General features: G+C 57.8%; 14 protein-coding genes, 4 tRNA genes and 1 riboswitch. Of the genes, 15 read left to right on the top strand and 3 right to left on the bottom strand.

The window, feature by feature from the left end; genetic code table 11:
- Positions 1 to 51: 51 nt before the first annotated feature.
- The 5 genes from astA to astE all read left to right on the top strand — a co-directional run bounded on the left by astA (position 52) and on the right by astE (position 5,417).
- Positions 52 to 1,077, top strand: coding sequence for an arginine N-succinyltransferase (gene astA / locus ACVWYU_RS22105; RefSeq protein WP_090324582.1), 1,026 nt, complete (start codon positions 52 to 54; stop codon positions 1,075 to 1,077).
- On the top strand, positions 1,074 to 2,540 hold the full coding sequence (gene astD, locus ACVWYU_RS22100; RefSeq protein WP_457373727.1) for a succinylglutamate-semialdehyde dehydrogenase: 1,467 nt from the start codon (positions 1,074 to 1,076) through the stop codon (positions 2,538 to 2,540). The genes astA and astD overlap by 4 nt, the downstream gene beginning before the upstream one ends.
- A gap of 160 nt (positions 2,541 to 2,700) precedes the next feature.
- Positions 2,701 to 4,047: an N-succinylarginine dihydrolase gene (gene astB / locus ACVWYU_RS22095; RefSeq protein ID WP_247258098.1), complete on the top strand. Its 1,347-nt coding sequence runs from the start codon at positions 2,701 to 2,703 to the stop codon at positions 4,045 to 4,047.
- Between the two features lie 59 nt (positions 4,048 to 4,106).
- Positions 4,107 to 4,394 carry a topoisomerase II gene (locus tag ACVWYU_RS22090; RefSeq protein ID WP_090324577.1) on the top strand — a complete coding sequence of 96 codons (288 nt, stop codon included), beginning with the start codon at positions 4,107 to 4,109 and terminating at the stop codon, positions 4,392 to 4,394.
- A gap of 12 nt (positions 4,395 to 4,406) precedes the next feature.
- Positions 4,407 to 5,417, top strand: coding sequence for a succinylglutamate desuccinylase (gene astE, locus ACVWYU_RS22085; protein WP_090324575.1), 1,011 nt, complete (start codon positions 4,407 to 4,409; stop codon positions 5,415 to 5,417).
- 127 nt (positions 5,418 to 5,544) lie between these two features.
- Here the strand turns inward: astE and ACVWYU_RS22080 are convergent, their stop codons facing one another.
- Positions 5,545 to 6,054, bottom strand: a complete 510-nt coding sequence (locus ACVWYU_RS22080; RefSeq protein ID WP_090324574.1) for a 6,7-dimethyl-8-ribityllumazine synthase — start codon at positions 6,052 to 6,054, stop codon at positions 5,545 to 5,547.
- A 115-nt stretch (positions 6,055 to 6,169) separates the two neighbouring features.
- Positions 6,170 to 6,340: riboswitch (FMN riboswitch) on the bottom strand.
- 196 nt (positions 6,341 to 6,536) lie between these two features.
- On the opposite strand from ACVWYU_RS22080, the gene ltaE reads away from it, so the two are divergent.
- The 7 genes from ltaE (at position 6,537) to ACVWYU_RS22045 (ending at position 12,509) form a co-directional block, all read left to right on the top strand.
- On the top strand, positions 6,537 to 7,541 hold the full coding sequence (gene ltaE / locus ACVWYU_RS22075) for a low-specificity L-threonine aldolase (protein WP_457373661.1): 1,005 nt from the start codon (positions 6,537 to 6,539) through the stop codon (positions 7,539 to 7,541).
- 146 nt (positions 7,542 to 7,687) lie between these two features.
- Positions 7,688 to 10,312 (top strand): alanine--tRNA ligase, encoded by a 2,625-nt coding sequence (gene alaS, locus ACVWYU_RS22070; RefSeq protein WP_247258096.1) that lies wholly within the window; start codon positions 7,688 to 7,690, stop codon positions 10,310 to 10,312.
- Between the two features lie 91 nt (positions 10,313 to 10,403).
- Positions 10,404 to 11,645 (top strand): aspartate kinase, encoded by a 1,242-nt coding sequence (locus ACVWYU_RS22065; RefSeq protein ID WP_007934911.1) that lies wholly within the window; start codon positions 10,404 to 10,406, stop codon positions 11,643 to 11,645.
- A 188-nt stretch (positions 11,646 to 11,833) separates the two neighbouring features.
- Positions 11,834 to 12,022: a carbon storage regulator CsrA gene (csrA, locus tag ACVWYU_RS22060; protein ID WP_002554426.1), complete on the top strand. Its 189-nt coding sequence runs from the start codon at positions 11,834 to 11,836 to the stop codon at positions 12,020 to 12,022.
- Positions 12,023 to 12,084: 62 nt separating this feature from the next.
- Positions 12,085 to 12,175 (top strand) — tRNA-Ser (locus ACVWYU_RS22055).
- Between the two features lie 108 nt (positions 12,176 to 12,283).
- Positions 12,284 to 12,360, top strand: a tRNA-Arg gene (locus ACVWYU_RS22050).
- Positions 12,361 to 12,432: 72 nt separating this feature from the next.
- Positions 12,433 to 12,509, top strand: a tRNA-Arg gene (locus ACVWYU_RS22045).
- 19 nt (positions 12,510 to 12,528) lie between these two features.
- On the opposite strand, the gene ACVWYU_RS22040 is transcribed toward ACVWYU_RS22045, so the two are convergent.
- Positions 12,529 to 13,047, bottom strand: a complete 519-nt coding sequence (locus ACVWYU_RS22040) for a cell envelope protein SmpA (RefSeq protein WP_457373660.1) — start codon at positions 13,045 to 13,047, stop codon at positions 12,529 to 12,531.
- A 322-nt stretch (positions 13,048 to 13,369) separates the two neighbouring features.
- Here ACVWYU_RS22040 and mgtE point away from each other — a divergent pair, with 322 nt between their 5' ends.
- Positions 13,370 to 14,812 (top strand): magnesium transporter, encoded by a 1,443-nt coding sequence (gene mgtE / locus ACVWYU_RS22035; RefSeq protein WP_247258094.1) that lies wholly within the window; start codon positions 13,370 to 13,372, stop codon positions 14,810 to 14,812.
- 97 nt (positions 14,813 to 14,909) lie between these two features.
- On the opposite strand, the gene ACVWYU_RS22030 is transcribed toward mgtE, so the two are convergent.
- On the bottom strand, positions 14,910 to 15,236 hold the full coding sequence (locus tag ACVWYU_RS22030) for an Arc family DNA-binding protein (RefSeq protein WP_003178899.1): 327 nt from the start codon (positions 15,234 to 15,236) through the stop codon (positions 14,910 to 14,912).
- A gap of 110 nt (positions 15,237 to 15,346) precedes the next feature.
- On the opposite strand from ACVWYU_RS22030, the gene ACVWYU_RS22025 reads away from it, so the two are divergent.
- Positions 15,347 to 15,517, top strand: coding sequence for a hypothetical protein (locus ACVWYU_RS22025; protein ID WP_162842380.1), 171 nt, complete (start codon positions 15,347 to 15,349; stop codon positions 15,515 to 15,517).
- Between the two features lie 311 nt (positions 15,518 to 15,828).
- Positions 15,829 to 15,905 (top strand) — tRNA-Arg (locus tag ACVWYU_RS22020).
- Positions 15,906 to 16,146 lie beyond the last annotated feature (241 nt).

Here is a 16,146-nt window from a genome sequence, read left to right as displayed (position 1 = left end):
GAAAGCAGCGAGTTTCGCGGGTGGCGCAAGCGACCCGATTGAGGAGATAGCATGATCGTTCGTCCCGTACGCAGCAGCGATTTACCCGCTCTGATCGACCTGGCCCGCAGCACCGGCACCGGCCTGACTACCTTGCCAGCCAACGAAGAGCGCCTGGCCCATCGGGTCGGTTGGGCCGAGAAGACTTTCCGCGGCGAAGCCGGGCGGGGCGATGCGGACTACCTGTTCGTACTCGAAGACGACGACGGTCGCGTGGTGGGCATTTCCGCCATCGCCGGTGCCGTAGGCCTGCGTGAGCCTTGGTACAACTTCCGCGTGGGGCTGACGGTCAGCGCCTCGCAGGAGCTGAAAATCTATCGCGAAATCCCGACGCTGTTCCTGGCCAACGACCTGACCGGTAACTCGGAGCTGTGCTCGCTGTTCCTGCACGCCGACTACCGCAGTGGCCTCAACGGCCGCATGCTGTCCAAGGCGCGGATGTTGTTCATTGCCGAATTCCCGCACCTGTTCGGCAACAAGATCATCGCCGAGATGCGCGGCGTGTCCGATGAAGCGGGGCGTTCGCCATTCTGGGAGAGCCTGGGCCGGCACTTCTTCAAAATGGAATTCAGCCAGGCCGATTACCTGACCGGCGTTGGCAACAAGGCGTTCATCGCCGAGCTGATGCCGAAATTCCCGTTGTACACCTGCTTCCTCTCTCCAGAGGCGCGCAACGTGATCGGTCAGGTTCATCCGGACACCGAGCCGGCCCTGGCGATGCTCAAGAGCGAAGGTTTCAGCTATCAAGGCTACGTCGACATCTTCGACGCCGGCCCGGCCATCGAGTGCGAAACCGGCAAGATCCGCGCGGTGCGCGACAGCCAGGCCTTGGTGCTGGCCATCGGCACACCGGGTGATGACGCCACGCCTTTCATTATTCACAACCGCAAGCGCGAAGACTGCCGGATCACTGCCGCACCCGCACGCTTCGCCGCCGGTACGCTGGTGGTCGATCCGCTGACCGCCAAACGTCTTCAACTCAACGCCGGCGATCAAGTGCGCGCCGTTCCGTTGTCCGCTGCTCGGGAGTCGAAATAATGAAGTCGCTTTACATTGCAGGTGAATGGCTGGCCGGTCAGGGCGAAGCCTTTGAGTCGCTGAACCCGGTGACCCAGCAGGTGATCTGGTCCGGCGAAGGCGCCACCGCCGCTCAAGTTGAATCGGCCGTACAAGCGGCGCGCCAGGCGTTTCCGGGCTGGGCCCGTCGGACCCTGGAAGAACGTATTTCGGTGCTGGAGGCTTTTGCCGCGGCGTTGAAGCACAACGCTGACGAACTGGCCCGCACCATCGGTGAGGAAACCGGCAAACCCCTGTGGGAAGCGGCGACCGAAGTCACCAGCATGGTCAACAAAATTGCGATCTCGGTGCAGAGTTACCGCGAACGTACCGGCGAGAAGAGCGGCCCGCTGGGCGACGCCACCGCTGTTCTGCGTCACAAGCCACATGGCGTGGTGGCCGTGTTCGGTCCCTACAACTTCCCAGGTCACCTGCCCAACGGCCACATCGTGCCGGCGCTGCTGGCCGGTAACACGGTGCTGTTCAAGCCGAGCGAGCTGACGCCGAAAGTGGCCGAGTTGACGGTCAAGTGCTGGATTGAAGCCGGTTTGCCAGCCGGTGTGTTGAACCTGCTGCAAGGCGCTCGCGAAACCGGTATCGCCCTGGCGGCGAACCCTGGCATCGACGGTCTGTTCTTCACCGGTTCCAGCCGTACTGGCAATCATCTGCACCAGCAGTTCGCCGGTCGTCCGGACAAGATCCTCGCGCTGGAAATGGGCGGCAACAACCCGCTGGTGGTCGATCAGGTCGCCGATCTCGATGCCGCTGTGTACACCATCATCCAGTCGGCATTCATTTCTGCCGGTCAACGTTGCACCTGCGCGCGCCGTCTGCTGGTGCCGCAAGGCGCTTGGGGCGACACCCTGCTGGCGCGTCTGGTGGCGGTCAGCTCGACTCTTTCCGTCGGGGCCTTCGATCAGCAACCTGCACCGTTCATGGGCTCGGTGATTTCCCTCGGCGCTGCCAAAGCACTGATGGACGCCCAGGCGCATTTGCTGGCTAACGGCGCGGTGTCGTTGCTGGAGATGACTCAGCCTCAGGCGCAATCTGCTTTGCTGACCCCCGGCATTCTGGATGTGACCGCCGTGGCGGATCGCCCGGACGAAGAGTTGTTCGGGCCGCTGCTGCAAGTGATCCGCTACGCTGATTTTGAATCGGCGATTGTTGAGGCTAACGACACTGCCTACGGTCTGGCCGCTGGCCTGTTGTCGGATTCCGAAGCACGTTATCAGCAATTCTGGCTGGAGAGCCGGGCCGGTATCGTCAACTGGAACAAGCAGTTGACCGGTGCTGCCAGCAGCGCGCCATTCGGTGGTGTCGGCGCCTCGGGCAACCATCGGGCCAGCGCCTACTACGCTGCGGATTACTGCGCGTACCCGGTGGCCTCGCTGGAAACCCCGAGCCTGGTATTGCCTTCGGCCTTGACGCCGGGTGTCCAGCTTTAGTGCGCCAAGAGGCCCTTCGGGCCTCATCGCCGGCAAGCCGGCTCCTACAGGATGCATGTGATTTCTGTGGGAGCTGGCTTGCCAGCGATCGGTCGCGAAGCGGCCGCCAATGCTTTGTTATTGATGCCTATAAAAAACAGATTCTCGTGGAGCCTCGCTGATGAAATCCTATGAAGTCAATTTTGACGGTCTAGTGGGGCCGACCCATAACTACGGTGGCCTGTCCTACGGCAACGTGGCGTCCCAGAGCAACAGCCAGCAGTCTTCGAACCCGAAGGAAGCTGCGCTGCAAGGCCTGGCAAAAATGAAAGCGCTGATGGAAATGGGCTTTCAGCAGGGCGTGCTGGCACCCCAAGAGCGCCCGGACGTAGCGGCACTGCGTCGCCTGGGTTTCAGTGGTACCGACGCTCAAGTCATCGAGCGCGCCGCCAAAGACGCCATGCCTCTGCTGGTTGCCAGTTGCTCGGCTTCGAGCATGTGGGTGGCCAACGCCGCTACCGTCAGCCCAAGTGCGGACACTGCCGATGGCCGCGTGCACTTCACCGCCGCCAACCTGAATTGCAAATACCACCGCAGCATCGAACACCCGACTACCAGTCGCGTACTGGGTGCGATGTTCGCCGACCAGAAGCACTTCGCGCACCACGCGGCCCTGCCGGCCGTGGCGCAGTTCGGTGATGAAGGCGCAGCCAACCACACTCGTTTCTGCCGTGAGTACGGCGAAGCCGGCGTTGAATTCTTCGTCTTCGGTCGTAGCGCGTTCGACACCCGCTACCCGGCACCGCAAAAGTACCCGGCGCGCCAGACCCTCGAAGCATCGCAAGCCGTTGCCCGTTTGCACGGTTTGAGCGATGACGGCGTGGTCTACGCCCAGCAGAATCCGTCGGTGATCGACCAGGGTGTATTCCACAATGACGTGATTGCCGTAGGTAATGGCGAGGTGCTGTTCTATCACGAGGACGCGTTCCTCGAGACCGAGCAGATGCTGGCCGAATTGCAGGGCAAGCTCGCCAGGGTCGGTGGCCAATTTCAGTCGATCTGCGTGCCGCGTTCCGCTGTAACCGTAGAAGACGCCGTTCGCTCCTACCTGTTCAATAGCCAGCTGCTGTCCCGTCCGGACGGTTCCATGCTGTTGATCGTGCCGGAAGAGTGCCGTGGCAATGAGCGTGTCTGGCAATACCTGCAGGGTTTGACCAGCTCCGGCGGCCTGATCCGCGAAGTGAAAGTCTTCGATCTCAAGCAGAGCATGCAGAACGGTGGTGGCCCGGCTTGCCTGCGTTTGCGCGTCGCTCTCAACGAAACCGAACTGGCGGCGGTCAATCCAGGGGTTATCATGACGGCACCGTTGTATGGCACGCTGACCGAATGGGTCGACAAGCACTACCGCGACCGCATGACCGAAAACGATCTGGCGGACCCGCAATTGCTGCTTGAGTGCCGGACGGCACTGGATGAACTGACACAAATCCTTAAACTGGGCTCGGTTTATCCATTCCAGATCAATTGATCGACGGCGCGCTCGGGCACGACAGCGCGCCGCTTCATCTCCAATGAGAGCGTAATTACATGAGCGACAAACTGCAGCTGATCCTTGAAGACACTGATGGCACGCAACTGGAAACCTCCTGCACCCGCGTCGCGGTCATGTGGCAAGGCAAAGAGCTGTGGATCCAGCACGATGGTCGTGGTCAATTGCTGATTGGCGTGGACGTCGAAGAAGGTGACGCCGAATACGCCAACCTGCTGCTGCGCCCATTGGCGACTAATCTGGTAAGTCTGCAACTGGAAATGGAACCGGCTGAGCTCGGTGACGACGATCACGTCCATGGTCCGGATTGCAATCACGATCACTAAGGAAACCGCTCTATGCTCGCCCTCGGCAAACTGCTTGAACTGACCCTCGCCGGCCGCGAACCGGCGGAGAAGACTCAACTGACTGTCGAAGGCGTGCGCATGCGCTGGTTGAGCGAGGGCGCGCTGGAAGTCCGGCCGCCTGAAGCTCGCGACAATGGTCTGGACCTGCTGCTGTCGGCGGGTATCCACGGTAATGAAACAGCGCCGATCGAACTGCTTGATCGTCTGTTGCATGACATCGCTCGCGGTGATCTGAAACCGCGTGCTCGTATTCTGTTCCTGTTTGGCAACCCCGAAGCGATTCGCAAAGGCGAGCGATTTGTCGAGCAGGACGTCAATCGGCTGTTCAACGGCCGTCACGAACAAAGCAGCGGCTCCGAAGCGTTGCGCGCCTGTGAACTGGAGCGCCTGGCGGCGAGTTTCTTCAGCCTGCCGGACCGCGACCGCCTGCACTATGACCTGCATACCGCCATTCGCGGCTCGAAAATCGAGCAGTTCGCGCTGTATCCGTGGAAGGAAGGTCGTCAGCATTCACGCCAGGAGCTGGCCCGTCTGCGCGCTGCGGGCATGGAAGCGGTGCTGCTGCAGAACAAGCCGTCCATCGTTTTCAGTTCCTACACCTACGACAAGCTCGGTGCCGAGTCCTTCACGCTGGAGTTGGGCAAGGCGCGGCCATTCGGGCAGAACGACGGGGTGAACGTGTCCCGGCTGGAAACACGCCTCAAACAGATCATTGAAGGCTCCGAGCCGGCGCTGAATGAAGTGGCGCTGGATGGCTTGAAACTGTTTAGCGTCGCGCGGGAAATCATCAAGCACAGCGACAACTTCCGCCTGAACCTGCCAGCCGACATCGAGAATTTTTCGGAGCTGGATGTAGGTTATCTGCTGGCCGAAGACATCGCCCAGACCCGCTGGATCATCGAGGAAGAGGGCGCCCGGATCATCTTCCCGAACCCCAAGGTGAAGAATGGCCTGCGTGCCGGCATTCTGATCGTGCCGACCACGGACGAAAATCTGGCCTGACCGGATAACCCCCTGTAGGAGCGAGCTTGCTCGCGATGGACTAGAGAACGCTGCGGGGTATCAGATACGCAGCGTTATCGTTGCAGACCATCGCGAGCAGGCTCGCTCCTACAGGTTTTTGCGGTGTTTAGACTGCTACCGCACGTGGTTCAGTGCGGCGCAGGCTGCGGATCTTGAGCAGCGTATCCGCGCAAGTCTTCGCCGCTTCCTGGCCTTTATGCACGAAATGCTCGAAGAAGAACTTGTGGTGTTCTTCACCGGCATGGAAGTGGTGCGGGGTCAGGGACACCGAGAACACCGGCACTTCGGTTTCCAGCTGAACCTGCATCAGGCCGCTGACCACTGACTGGGCGACGAATTCGTGACGGTAGATACCGCCGTCCACCACGAGGGCTGCCGCTACGATGCCGGCATAACGGCCGGTCTTGGCCAGCAGCTTGGCGTGCAGGGGCATTTCAAAGGCGCCGCCGACTTCGAAGAAGTCGATGTCGGATTCCTGATAACCCTGAGCAATCATTTCGCTGACGAAGCCTTTACGGCTCTGATCAACAATATCCTTGTGCCAGCAGGCCTGGATGAACGCAACGCGTTCGCCGTGATGGTTTTTGCTTTTGCTGTCGATTGCGGTGGGTTGCATGTTCTGACTCCTGTTTGTGTGAAAAACAGGGCGTTATGAATCGAATGGGATTTAAGGGTACGCAGGCACAAGTGCCTGCGGACGGCGCTTTGGTACAGAGCCTAGGCGGCGCCAATCCCGTTCTCTCTTCATCCGGACTATGACCGTCGGCCCCGGGATCACACCGGGTCTGCTGACCTTGCCGCCAGTCACCGCCGAAGCCGTACTGTCACCAAGCGCTCGCGGGCTATGCACGTTGCGCGCAATTACCGCCGGTGGGGAGTTGCACCCCGCCCTGAGAACGTTATGCCGCCAGATTGTTTGGCGGCGCAGCGTTTTTAACACATATTTCCTACGCACGCATCGATGCTTTCTGATGAATCTCATCGAATTATTCACTGGATTAAGCCGTCTTTTCCTTCCTTGAGGGTTGATTATTCATCGGCATGACCGCAGTAATTCTTTTCTGAAAGGGAATTCCCCTGATTACCGAGGCCAGATTCATGAGTGTTATCGATCTTCGCAGCGACACGGTCACCCAACCCACCGCCGGTATGCTCGACGCGATGGCCACAGCGGCCACTGGTGATGACGTCTATGGTGAGGATCCGACGGTCAATCGGCTGGAAGCCGAATTAGCCCGGCGTCTGGGTTTTGCCGCGGCGCTGTTCGTACCGACCGGCACGATGAGTAATTTGCTGGGACTGATGGCCCACTGCGAGCGCGGTGACGAGTACATCGTCGGTCAGCAGGCACACACTTATAAATACGAGGGTGGCGGCGCGGCAGTGCTCGGTTCGATCCAGCCGCAGCCACTGGAAGTGCAGGCCGATGGTTCGCTGGACCTGGCGCAGGTCGCTGCTGCCATCAAACCGGATGATTTTCACTTTGCCCGGACCCGGCTGCTGGCGCTGGAAAACACCATGCAGGGCAAGGTCTTGCCGCTGGAATATCTGGCAAGGGCGCGCCGTTTTACCCGTGAGCACGGGCTGCAACTGCATCTGGACGGCGCGCGGTTGTACAACGCAGCGGTCAAGCTCGGGGTCGACGCCCGGGAAATCACCCAGCATTTCGACTCCGTCTCGGTATGCCTGTCCAAAGGTCTGGGCGCGCCGGTGGGTTCGGTGTTGTGCGGCTCGGTCGAGTTGATAGGCAAGGCTCGGCGCCTGCGCAAGATGGTCGGCGGCGGCATGCGGCAGGCCGGGATTCTGGCGGCGGCAGGCCTGTACGCGCTGGATAACAACGTTCAGCGGCTGGCTGATGACCACACCAATGCGCAGTTGCTGGCCGAGGGCCTGCGCGGGGCAGGTTTTGAGGTCGAGCCGGTGCAGACCAACATGGTCTACGTGCAGATGGGCGACAAGGCCGAAGCGATCAAGGCGTTCGCTGACGCGCGCGGGATCAAGTTGAGCGCGGCTGCGCGTTTGCGAATGGTCACGCTTATGGATGTCAGTGCGGCGCAAATCGAGCAGGTCGTCGCGACATTCGTCGACTTTTCGCGCAAGTGATAGCGTTAGCGCTCCAATTGACTGTTTCTATCGTATAAACACGCTGTACCCCGCGCGCAGGGCCGATATAATGCGGCCCTTTGCCGTCGCTTCGTCTGTTGACGTTTCGAACAGGCCTTTGGCCGCAGCCTCCGTGGAAGAACCTAATGAAAAGCGCAGAAATCCGTGAAGCCTTCCTTCGCTTCTTCGAAGAGCAAGGCCACACCCGTGTAGCCTCCAGCTCTTTGATTCCGGGCAACGACCCAACCCTGCTGTTCACCAACGCGGGGATGAACCAGTTCAAGGACTGTTTCCTGGGCCAGGAAAAGCGCGCGTACACCCGCGCGGTCAGCAGCCAGAAATGCGTGCGCGCCGGCGGCAAGCACAACGACCTGGAAAACGTCGGTTACACCGCCCGTCACCACACTTTCTTCGAAATGCTGGGCAACTTCAGCTTCGGTGACTACTTCAAGCGTGATGCCATCACCTACGCCTGGACCTTCCTGACTTCCGACAAGTGGCTCAACCTGCCGAAGGAAAAGCTCTGGGTCACGGTCTATGCCAGCGATGACGAGGCGTACGACATCTGGACCAAGGAAATCGGCGTTCCGGCCGAGCGCATGGTTCGTATCGGCGACAACAAAGGCGCGCCTTACGCGTCCGACAACTTCTGGACCATGGGCGATACCGGCCCGTGCGGTCCTTGCACCGAGATTTTCTACGATCACGGCGCCGATATCTGGGGTGGCCCACCGGGCTCGCCAGAAGAAGATGGCGACCGTTACATCGAAATCTGGAACAACGTGTTCATGCAGTTCAACCGTACCGCCGATGGCGTGCTGCACCCGCTGCCAGCGCCGTCGGTAGATACCGGTATGGGCCTGGAGCGGATCAGTGCGGTGCTGCAGCACGTGCACTCGAACTATGAAATCGACCTGTTCCAGAGCCTGCTGAACGCATCGGCCAAGGCCATCGGTTGCACCAACGACGCACAGGCTTCCCTGAAAGTCGTGGCTGACCATATCCGTTCTTGCGGTTTCCTGATCGCTGACGGTGTGTTGCCGTCCAACGAAGGTCGTGGCTATGTACTGCGCCGGATCATTCGTCGCGCCTGCCGTCACGGCAACAAGCTGGGCGCCAAGGGCAGCTTCTTCTACCAGATCGTCGCGGCGCTGGTTGCCGAGATGGGCGAAGCCTTCCCTGAGTTGAAATCCCAGCAGGCGCACATCGAGCGCGTTCTGAAGGCTGAAGAAGAGCAATTTGCCAAGACCCTGGAGCAGGGCCTGAAAATCCTCGAGCAGGATCTCGCCGAGCTAAAAGGCGACGTGGTACCGGGCGATGTCGTGTTCAAGCTCTACGACACCTATGGTTTCCCGATGGACCTGACCGGTGACATCGCTCGCGAACGCAACCTGACCATCGACGAAGAAGGTTTCGAGCGCGAAATGGAAGCCCAACGCGTCCGCGCTCGTTCTGCCAGCTCCTTCGGCATGGACTACAACAGTCTGGTCAAGGTGGATGTTGACACCGAGTTCACCGGATACCACGCCACCAGCGGCTCGGCGAAAGTCATTGCCCTCTATAAAGACGGGCAATCGGTCGATGTATTGAGCGAAGGCGAAGAGGGCGTGGTGGTTTTGAACCAGACCCCGTTCTACGCTGAGTCCGGCGGCCAGGTCGGCGATTGCGGTTACCTGCAAGCCGGTGCTTCCCGCTTCGACGTACGTGACACCACCAAGACCGGTGGCGCGTTCCTGCATCACGGTGTGCTGGCGTCGGGTAGCCTGTTGATCGGTGCACCGGTGGAAACCCACGTCGAGGCTGACGTGCGTCACGCCACCTCGCTGAACCACTCGGCCACCCACTTGCTGCACGCCGCGTTGCGTCAGGTGCTGGGCGATCACGTTCAGCAGAAAGGCTCGCTGGTTGATAGTCAGCGCCTGCGTTTCGACTTCAGTCACTTCGAGGCGATCAAGCCGGAACAGCTCAAGGCGCTGGAAGAGATCGTCAATGCCGAGATTCGCAAGAACTCTGCGGTTGAAACCGAAGAGACCGATATCGAAACCGCCAAGAAGAAAGGCGCCATGGCGCTGTTCGGCGAGAAGTACGGCGACAACGTTCGTGTGCTGAGCATGGGCGGTGATTTCTCCGTCGAATTGTGCGGCGGTATCCACGCTAACCGTACCGGCGACATCGGCTTGCTGAAAATCATCAGCGAAGGCGGTGTGGCGTCTGGTGTGCGTCGTATCGAGGCAGTCACCGGTGCTGCGGCACTGGCCTACTTGAACGCTGCAGAAGAGCAACTCAAGGAAGCGGCCAGCCTGGTCAAGGGCAGCCGCGATAACCTGATCGACAAGTTGTCGGCTGTGCTGGAGCGCAACCGTCTGCTGGAGAAACAACTCGAGCAATTGCAAGCCAAGGCTGCCAGCGCTGCGGGCGACGATTTGTCGGCACAGGCGCAGGACGTCAACGGCGTTAAAGTGCTGTCCGTGCGTCTGGACGGTCAGGACGGCAAGGCGCTGCTGGCGCTGGTCGATCAACTGAAAAACAAACTCGGCCGCGCAGTGATCCTGCTCGGCAGTGTCCATGAGGAAAAGGTCGTACTGGTTGCAGGCGTAACCAAAGACCTGACTGGCCAACTCAAAGCCGGTGATTTGATGAAGCAAGCCGCTGCGGCAGTGGGCGGGAAGGGCGGTGGTCGTCCAGACATGGCGCAGGGCGGCGGTACCGACGCTGGCGCACTGGATGCAGCACTGGCGCTGACCGTTCCATTTGTAGAGCAGGGTTTATAAGGCAGTGCTTTCGGCCCGCAGTCTAGTGGCGGGCCGCAACGCTGTTTGAGTGATTATTTGGGCGCCCTTCATGGGCAGAGGCGGCTTTGAAATGGCTTTGATCGTACAGAAATTTGGAGGCACCTCGGTCGGCACTGTCGAGAGAATCGAGCAGGTCGCCGACAAGGTTAAGAAATTCCGCGATGCTGGCGATGACCTGGTGGTTGTGCTGTCTGCAATGAGCGGCGAAACCAACCGTCTGATCGATCTGGCCAAGCAAATCAGTGGCGACGGACAACCGGTTCCGCGCGAACTGGACGTGATCGTTTCTACCGGTGAGCAGGTGACGATTGCCCTGTTGGCCATGGCGCTGATCAAGCGCGGTGTGCCGGCGGTGTCGTATACCGGCAATCAGGTGCGGATTCTGACGGATAGCGCTCACAATAAAGCGCGTATCTTGCAGATCGATGACCAGAAGATTCGCGGCGACCTGAAGGCTGGCCGTGTGGTTGTCGTCGCTGGTTTCCAGGGTGTCGATGAGCACGGCAACATCACGACCCTGGGTCGTGGCGGTTCAGACACCACCGGCGTAGCACTGGCGGCAGCCTTGAAGGCTGATGAGTGCCAGATCTACACCGACGTCGACGGCGTCTACACCACTGACCCGCGCGTCGTGTCCGTGGCTCAGCGCCTGGACAAGATTACCTTCGAAGAGATGCTGGAAATGGCCAGCCTCGGTTCCAAGGTTTTGCAGATCCGTGCGGTCGAGTTCGCCGGTAAGTACAACGTTCCGCTGCGCGTACTGCACAGCTTCAAGGAGGGTCCGGGCACCCTCATTACTATTGATGAAGAGGAAACCATGGAACAGCCGATCATTTCCGGCATCGCTTTCAACCGCGATGAAGCCAAGCTGACCATCCGTGGCGTGCCAGACACCCCGGGCGTTGCGTTCAAGATTCTCGGCCCGATCAGCGCCGCGAACATCGAAGTCGATATGATCGTGCAGAACGTCGCGCACGATAACACCACCGACTTCACCTTCACCGTGCACCGTAACGATTACCAGGCCGCGCAATCGGTGCTGGAAAACACCGCTCGCGAGATCGGAGCCCGTGAGGTCGTGGGTGACACCAAGATCGCCAAGGTTTCGATCGTCGGCGTAGGCATGCGCTCACACGCAGGCGTAGCTAGCCGCATGTTCGAATCCCTGGCCAAGGAAAGCATCAACATCCAGATGATCTCGACCTCGGAAATCAAAGTCTCCGTGGTGATCGAAGAGAAGTACCTGGAACTGGCTGTGCGCGCCCTGCACACGGCTTTCGAACTGGACGCACCGGCCCGCCAGGGCGAGTGATGCGTTTTGCCAAAAGGCGCGGTCTGACCGCGCTTTTTGTTTTTTGAATGGCGTGACCCTCGAGACTGTTCTTTTGCTCGCGCTAGTCAATACTCAGGCATGTAGGCCATGACCGATTTTGGTTGTAGGTCGAGTGCCTTTTTTTTGCAGACTGTTGTCCCTGAAATGTAAGGCGTGAGGAGAAAGGTATGCTGATTTTGACTCGTCGGTGCGCAGAAAGCCTGATTATTGGTGATGGCGAAATCACCGTGACCGTGCTCGGCGTCAAAGGAAATCAAGTGCGTATTGGTGTGAACGCCCCCAAAGAGGTGGCTGTGCACCGTGAGGAAATCTACCTGCGTATCAAGAAAGAGAAGGACGAAGAACCAAGCCATTAATTTTTATCGTTTTTTATGTTTGCAAACGGGGAAGAAGCTGGTTAATATACGCCCCGTGTTGCGGAGAGCTGGCCGAGTGGCCGAAGGCGCTCCCCTGCTAAGGGAGTACACCTCAAAAGGGTGTCGGGGGTTCGAATCCCCCGTTCTCCGCCATTATTTTCGTAGTACGTTGTAATCTGGCTTCTTCGGTAAGTTGTTGAAATTACTAGAAAAAAGCGCTTTACAAACAGATTGAACGGCCTATAATGCGCGGCAACAAATGCACTCGTAGCTCAGCTGGATAGAGTACTCGGCTACGAACCGAGCGGTCACAGGTTCGAATCCTGTCGAGTGCACCATTTAAGAGTTGTTTGCAGTAATGTGAATGACTTGGCTTCAACCAGTTGTGATCTGGTATAAAAACACAAAATGCACTCGTAGCTCAGCTGGATAGAGTACTCGGCTACGAACCGAGCGGTCACAGGTTCGAATCCTGTCGAGTGCACCATACAACAGAAAGCCCGCATTTAATGCGGGCTTTTTGCCGTCTGGGATTTGGCTTTTCCTTTCGTGCACCCTCTTGCATCAAACTCTACGTTTGCACTTCGACCTCGCTTGGTGTCATAGCGATAGCTCGTGGCCGAATTCCGGATGCTGATCTTGTCTGGTTTGCCCAAGGCGCTTTCGACGTCTTGTTGGCTCATGCCGGCAACGATGCGCTGATTGATGATTGCTTCTCGGCGTTCCCTGGCGCTGATCAGGTTTCCACATTTGTCTTCTGGCTGACCGATGACAGCCGGTTCGCGGTTTGTGAGTTTTCTTCCTGCTATTTCTCGATGGCTGGCTTCCGGTATGAGTGCGAGTGCCGTGCCGGGTGAGTAGGTTTGTACTTCCTGGGGTGAAAGCTGCTCACCGGCTTTGCAGCTCATTGTGGTGAAGGTTATGCGTCCGCCTGGTGCCTCACAGCGATGGATATTGGTAGCGCGCGCTGCAAGTGGCAGGCAGAGAAGGGGGATCAGTAAAAGGCGGGATGATTTTTGTAGCATTCGACGTCCTCCGTGACAGTACTCGTCCAAAGGTAGCTGCTACATTTTCAGTTGCCGGTGTGTTTTCTTTTCAGGATGAGTCGTCGCAGTTTGAAGGATCAGGATGGCACTCAAGATTGTTTCGCAAGCGCTTGTTTCAGCCACGATTTTTTAACGTTTAAAACCGTCGGGCGGTGTTATCATTGCGCCCGTCAGCCCCGCCGGGGCTTGTGGAATACCTCCATGGACTTACCCAGTAGTTACTCAATACCCCGTTTTTCCAATCATGAATTGACTGATTGATGCTTCCGGCGTGCCCCGCTGCTGGGAGTGGAGTTCGCCTATGTCTGAAGTTGAAGTAAAGAAAACGCAAGAAAGCTTGCAGGACCGCCTTGCTCAAGTTGTTGAGCTGTTGCAGCGTCAGCGAGTAGTAGAAGACCTGACTCATCGCCAGGAAGGCCCGCATCACGATCGGGTCGAGAATCTGGTTCACCGGCAGAACCTCGTCGAATTGCAACGCAAACTCGATGATCTGCACTCCGCTGACGTCGCCTATATCCTTGAAGCCTTGCCACTGGACGATCGTCTGACGCTTTGGCAGTTGGTCAAGGCTGATCGCGACGGCGACATTCTTCTTGAAGTATCTGACTCGGTCCGTGAAACCCTGATCGCCGACATGGACGATCAGGAGCTTCTGGCTGCTGCCAAGGACATGGATGCCGACGAACTTGCTGACTTGGCCTCTGAGCTGCCGCGAGATGTCGTCCATGAGCTGATGGAAACGCTCGATGGTCAGCAGCGTGAGCGTGTTCGCTCCGCATTGTCCTACGACGAGGATCAGGTCGGTGCATTGATGGACTTCGAGATGGTGACCATCCGCGAGGATGTCAGTCTCGAAGTGGTTTTGCGCTACCTGCGGCGTCTCAAGGAGCTTCCCGGTCATACCGACAAACTGTTTGTGGTTGATTACGACGGCGTCCTCAAGGGGGTTTTGCCGATCAAGCGTTTGCTGGTTAACGACCCGGAAAAGCAAGTATCTGAGGTAATGGCCAGCGATCCGGTGAGCTTTCATCCGGATGAGGAGGCCTATGATGCCGCGCAGGCGTTTGAGCGATACGATCTTATTTCTGCACCTGTTGTAGACAAAAACGGGAAATTGATCGGTCGACTGACTATCGATGAAATGGTCGACCTGATTCGTGAGGAGGGTGAGAGCGAAGTTCTCAATATGGCGGGTCTGCGCGAAGAAGAAGATATTTTCGCGTCCGTCTGGAAGTCCCTACGTAACCGTTGGGCCTGGTTGGCGGTGAATCTGATCACCGCATTCGTCGCATCTCGGGTGATTGGCCTTTTCGAGGGCTCAATCGAGAAGCTGGTGGCGCTTGCGGCGCTTATGCCAATTGTGGCGGGTATCGGGGGCAATTCCGGCAATCAAACCATCACCATGATTGTTCGGGCGATGGCGTTGGATCAAGTCAGTACCGGCAATACGTCACGGCTGATGCGCAAAGAGTTGGCGGTTGCGCTGATTAATGGTCTGATCTGGGGTGGTGTGATCGGCATTGTCGCCTATCTTCTTTACAGCAGTTGGTCTTTGGGTGTGGTAATGACCGCAGCCATGACGCTCAATTTACTGCTTGCGGCGTTGATGGGCGTTTTGATCCCCATGACATTAGTGCGGCTTGGGCGCGATCCTGCCATGGGCTCCAGTGTGATGATCACGGCCGTGACTGACAGTGGTGGGTTCTTTATCTTCCTTGGTCTGGCAACGATCTTCCTGCTCTGAGATGCTTTTTTAAAACCCGCTTACCGGCGGGTTTTTTTATGCCTGAATTTTGGGCAAAAAAAAGCCAGCGATTAGGCTGGCTTGAGCTTTCAGGTAATTACGAGGCGTCTGCGGCCATTTCGGCGTCATGTGCAATCAGCGAAACGAGTGCGTTTTGCTGGCGGTGGGAGAGTTGGCGGAAGCGTTGCAGCAATTCACGTTCGTGCAGTGAAAGTTCCGGGCTGTCCAGGCGCATGCTTAATTCTTCGCCCAATGCACCTTCCTGAATGAGGCTCTGCTCAAGGCGCGCGATGATTTCGGAGTTCATGCTGCGGTGATGATTGCGAGCCACCTCGGCAATGCGTTCACGCATTCCGTCTGGCAGACGTACGACGAACTTGTCAGCCGTACGGCTGGAATAAATTGCCTGTTTCAATGGGCGCATATATTTAACCGGTTAGTTCAGGGGAGCGGTTCTCGGGATTGGCCGCAGGATGTCTGATAGGACAAGCGCTCTGGCCAAATGTTCAACCTGAATTGATAGAGGCCCGCATCATGCCTCAAATTAGCCAGATCCTTGGCGTCAATTCTGTGACAAATATTGAACTGGATAAAGGCGTTATGCCAGCACCAATTATCAGAAATGCGGGCTGGGTTGAAAAGTTTGCCCAAGCGCGTATTGCTGACCGCGTCCTTCTGCCCGACAGTGGATGTCATGAAATCTGAAGGGCAAGTCATGCGAATTCAATTACTGTTCCTTACCTCTACAGGATAGTGGCAAATGGCCGATTTACTAGGGGTAGCTGCGCAGTCAATGCTTTTTAGGATGGATGGTGAGTCGTTCGCCATAGGGTGGGCGTGGATCCTTGGGAAAAACATCGTCATGCGGGTGGGCTTTTTTTGCGTCGCGGTGAGCTCGCGATGAAGCGGAGGCATCTGCCTACACTTAAAATGCCTAAGGACGACATGACAAAGGCATGGTTGCCCGTTAACATGCACGCCGTCCCTTGCTTCGCGTGTTCTCGCGGGCAGCTTGTGTCTCAGTAGCTCAATTGGATAGAGCATCCCCCTCCTAAGGGGAAGGTTGGCAGTTCGAACCTGCCCTGGGACACCATTTCATTTGTAATTTCCAATTTCATCATTGCCTGTTGGTCATTATTCGGTGACTGCTGCGTATTGTCGTTCCTTTCCGCTTAGTCGCTTCTATATAGAGAGGCGATAGGGAGAGGGTCTTTCCTCCCTTCCGTAAGTAATTGATAGAAAAACCAAATCAGTGCTTGACGGCAGATTCTGGAGGCCTATAATTCGCCCCACTTCCGGCGCAGTCGAAACGGAAAACTCCTTGATAAACAATG

This window comes from Pseudomonas sp. TE12234 (genome assembly GCF_054061835.1).
The sequence above is the reverse complement of the archived record's forward strand: the minus strand, read 5'-3'. Positions and strand labels throughout refer to the sequence as shown.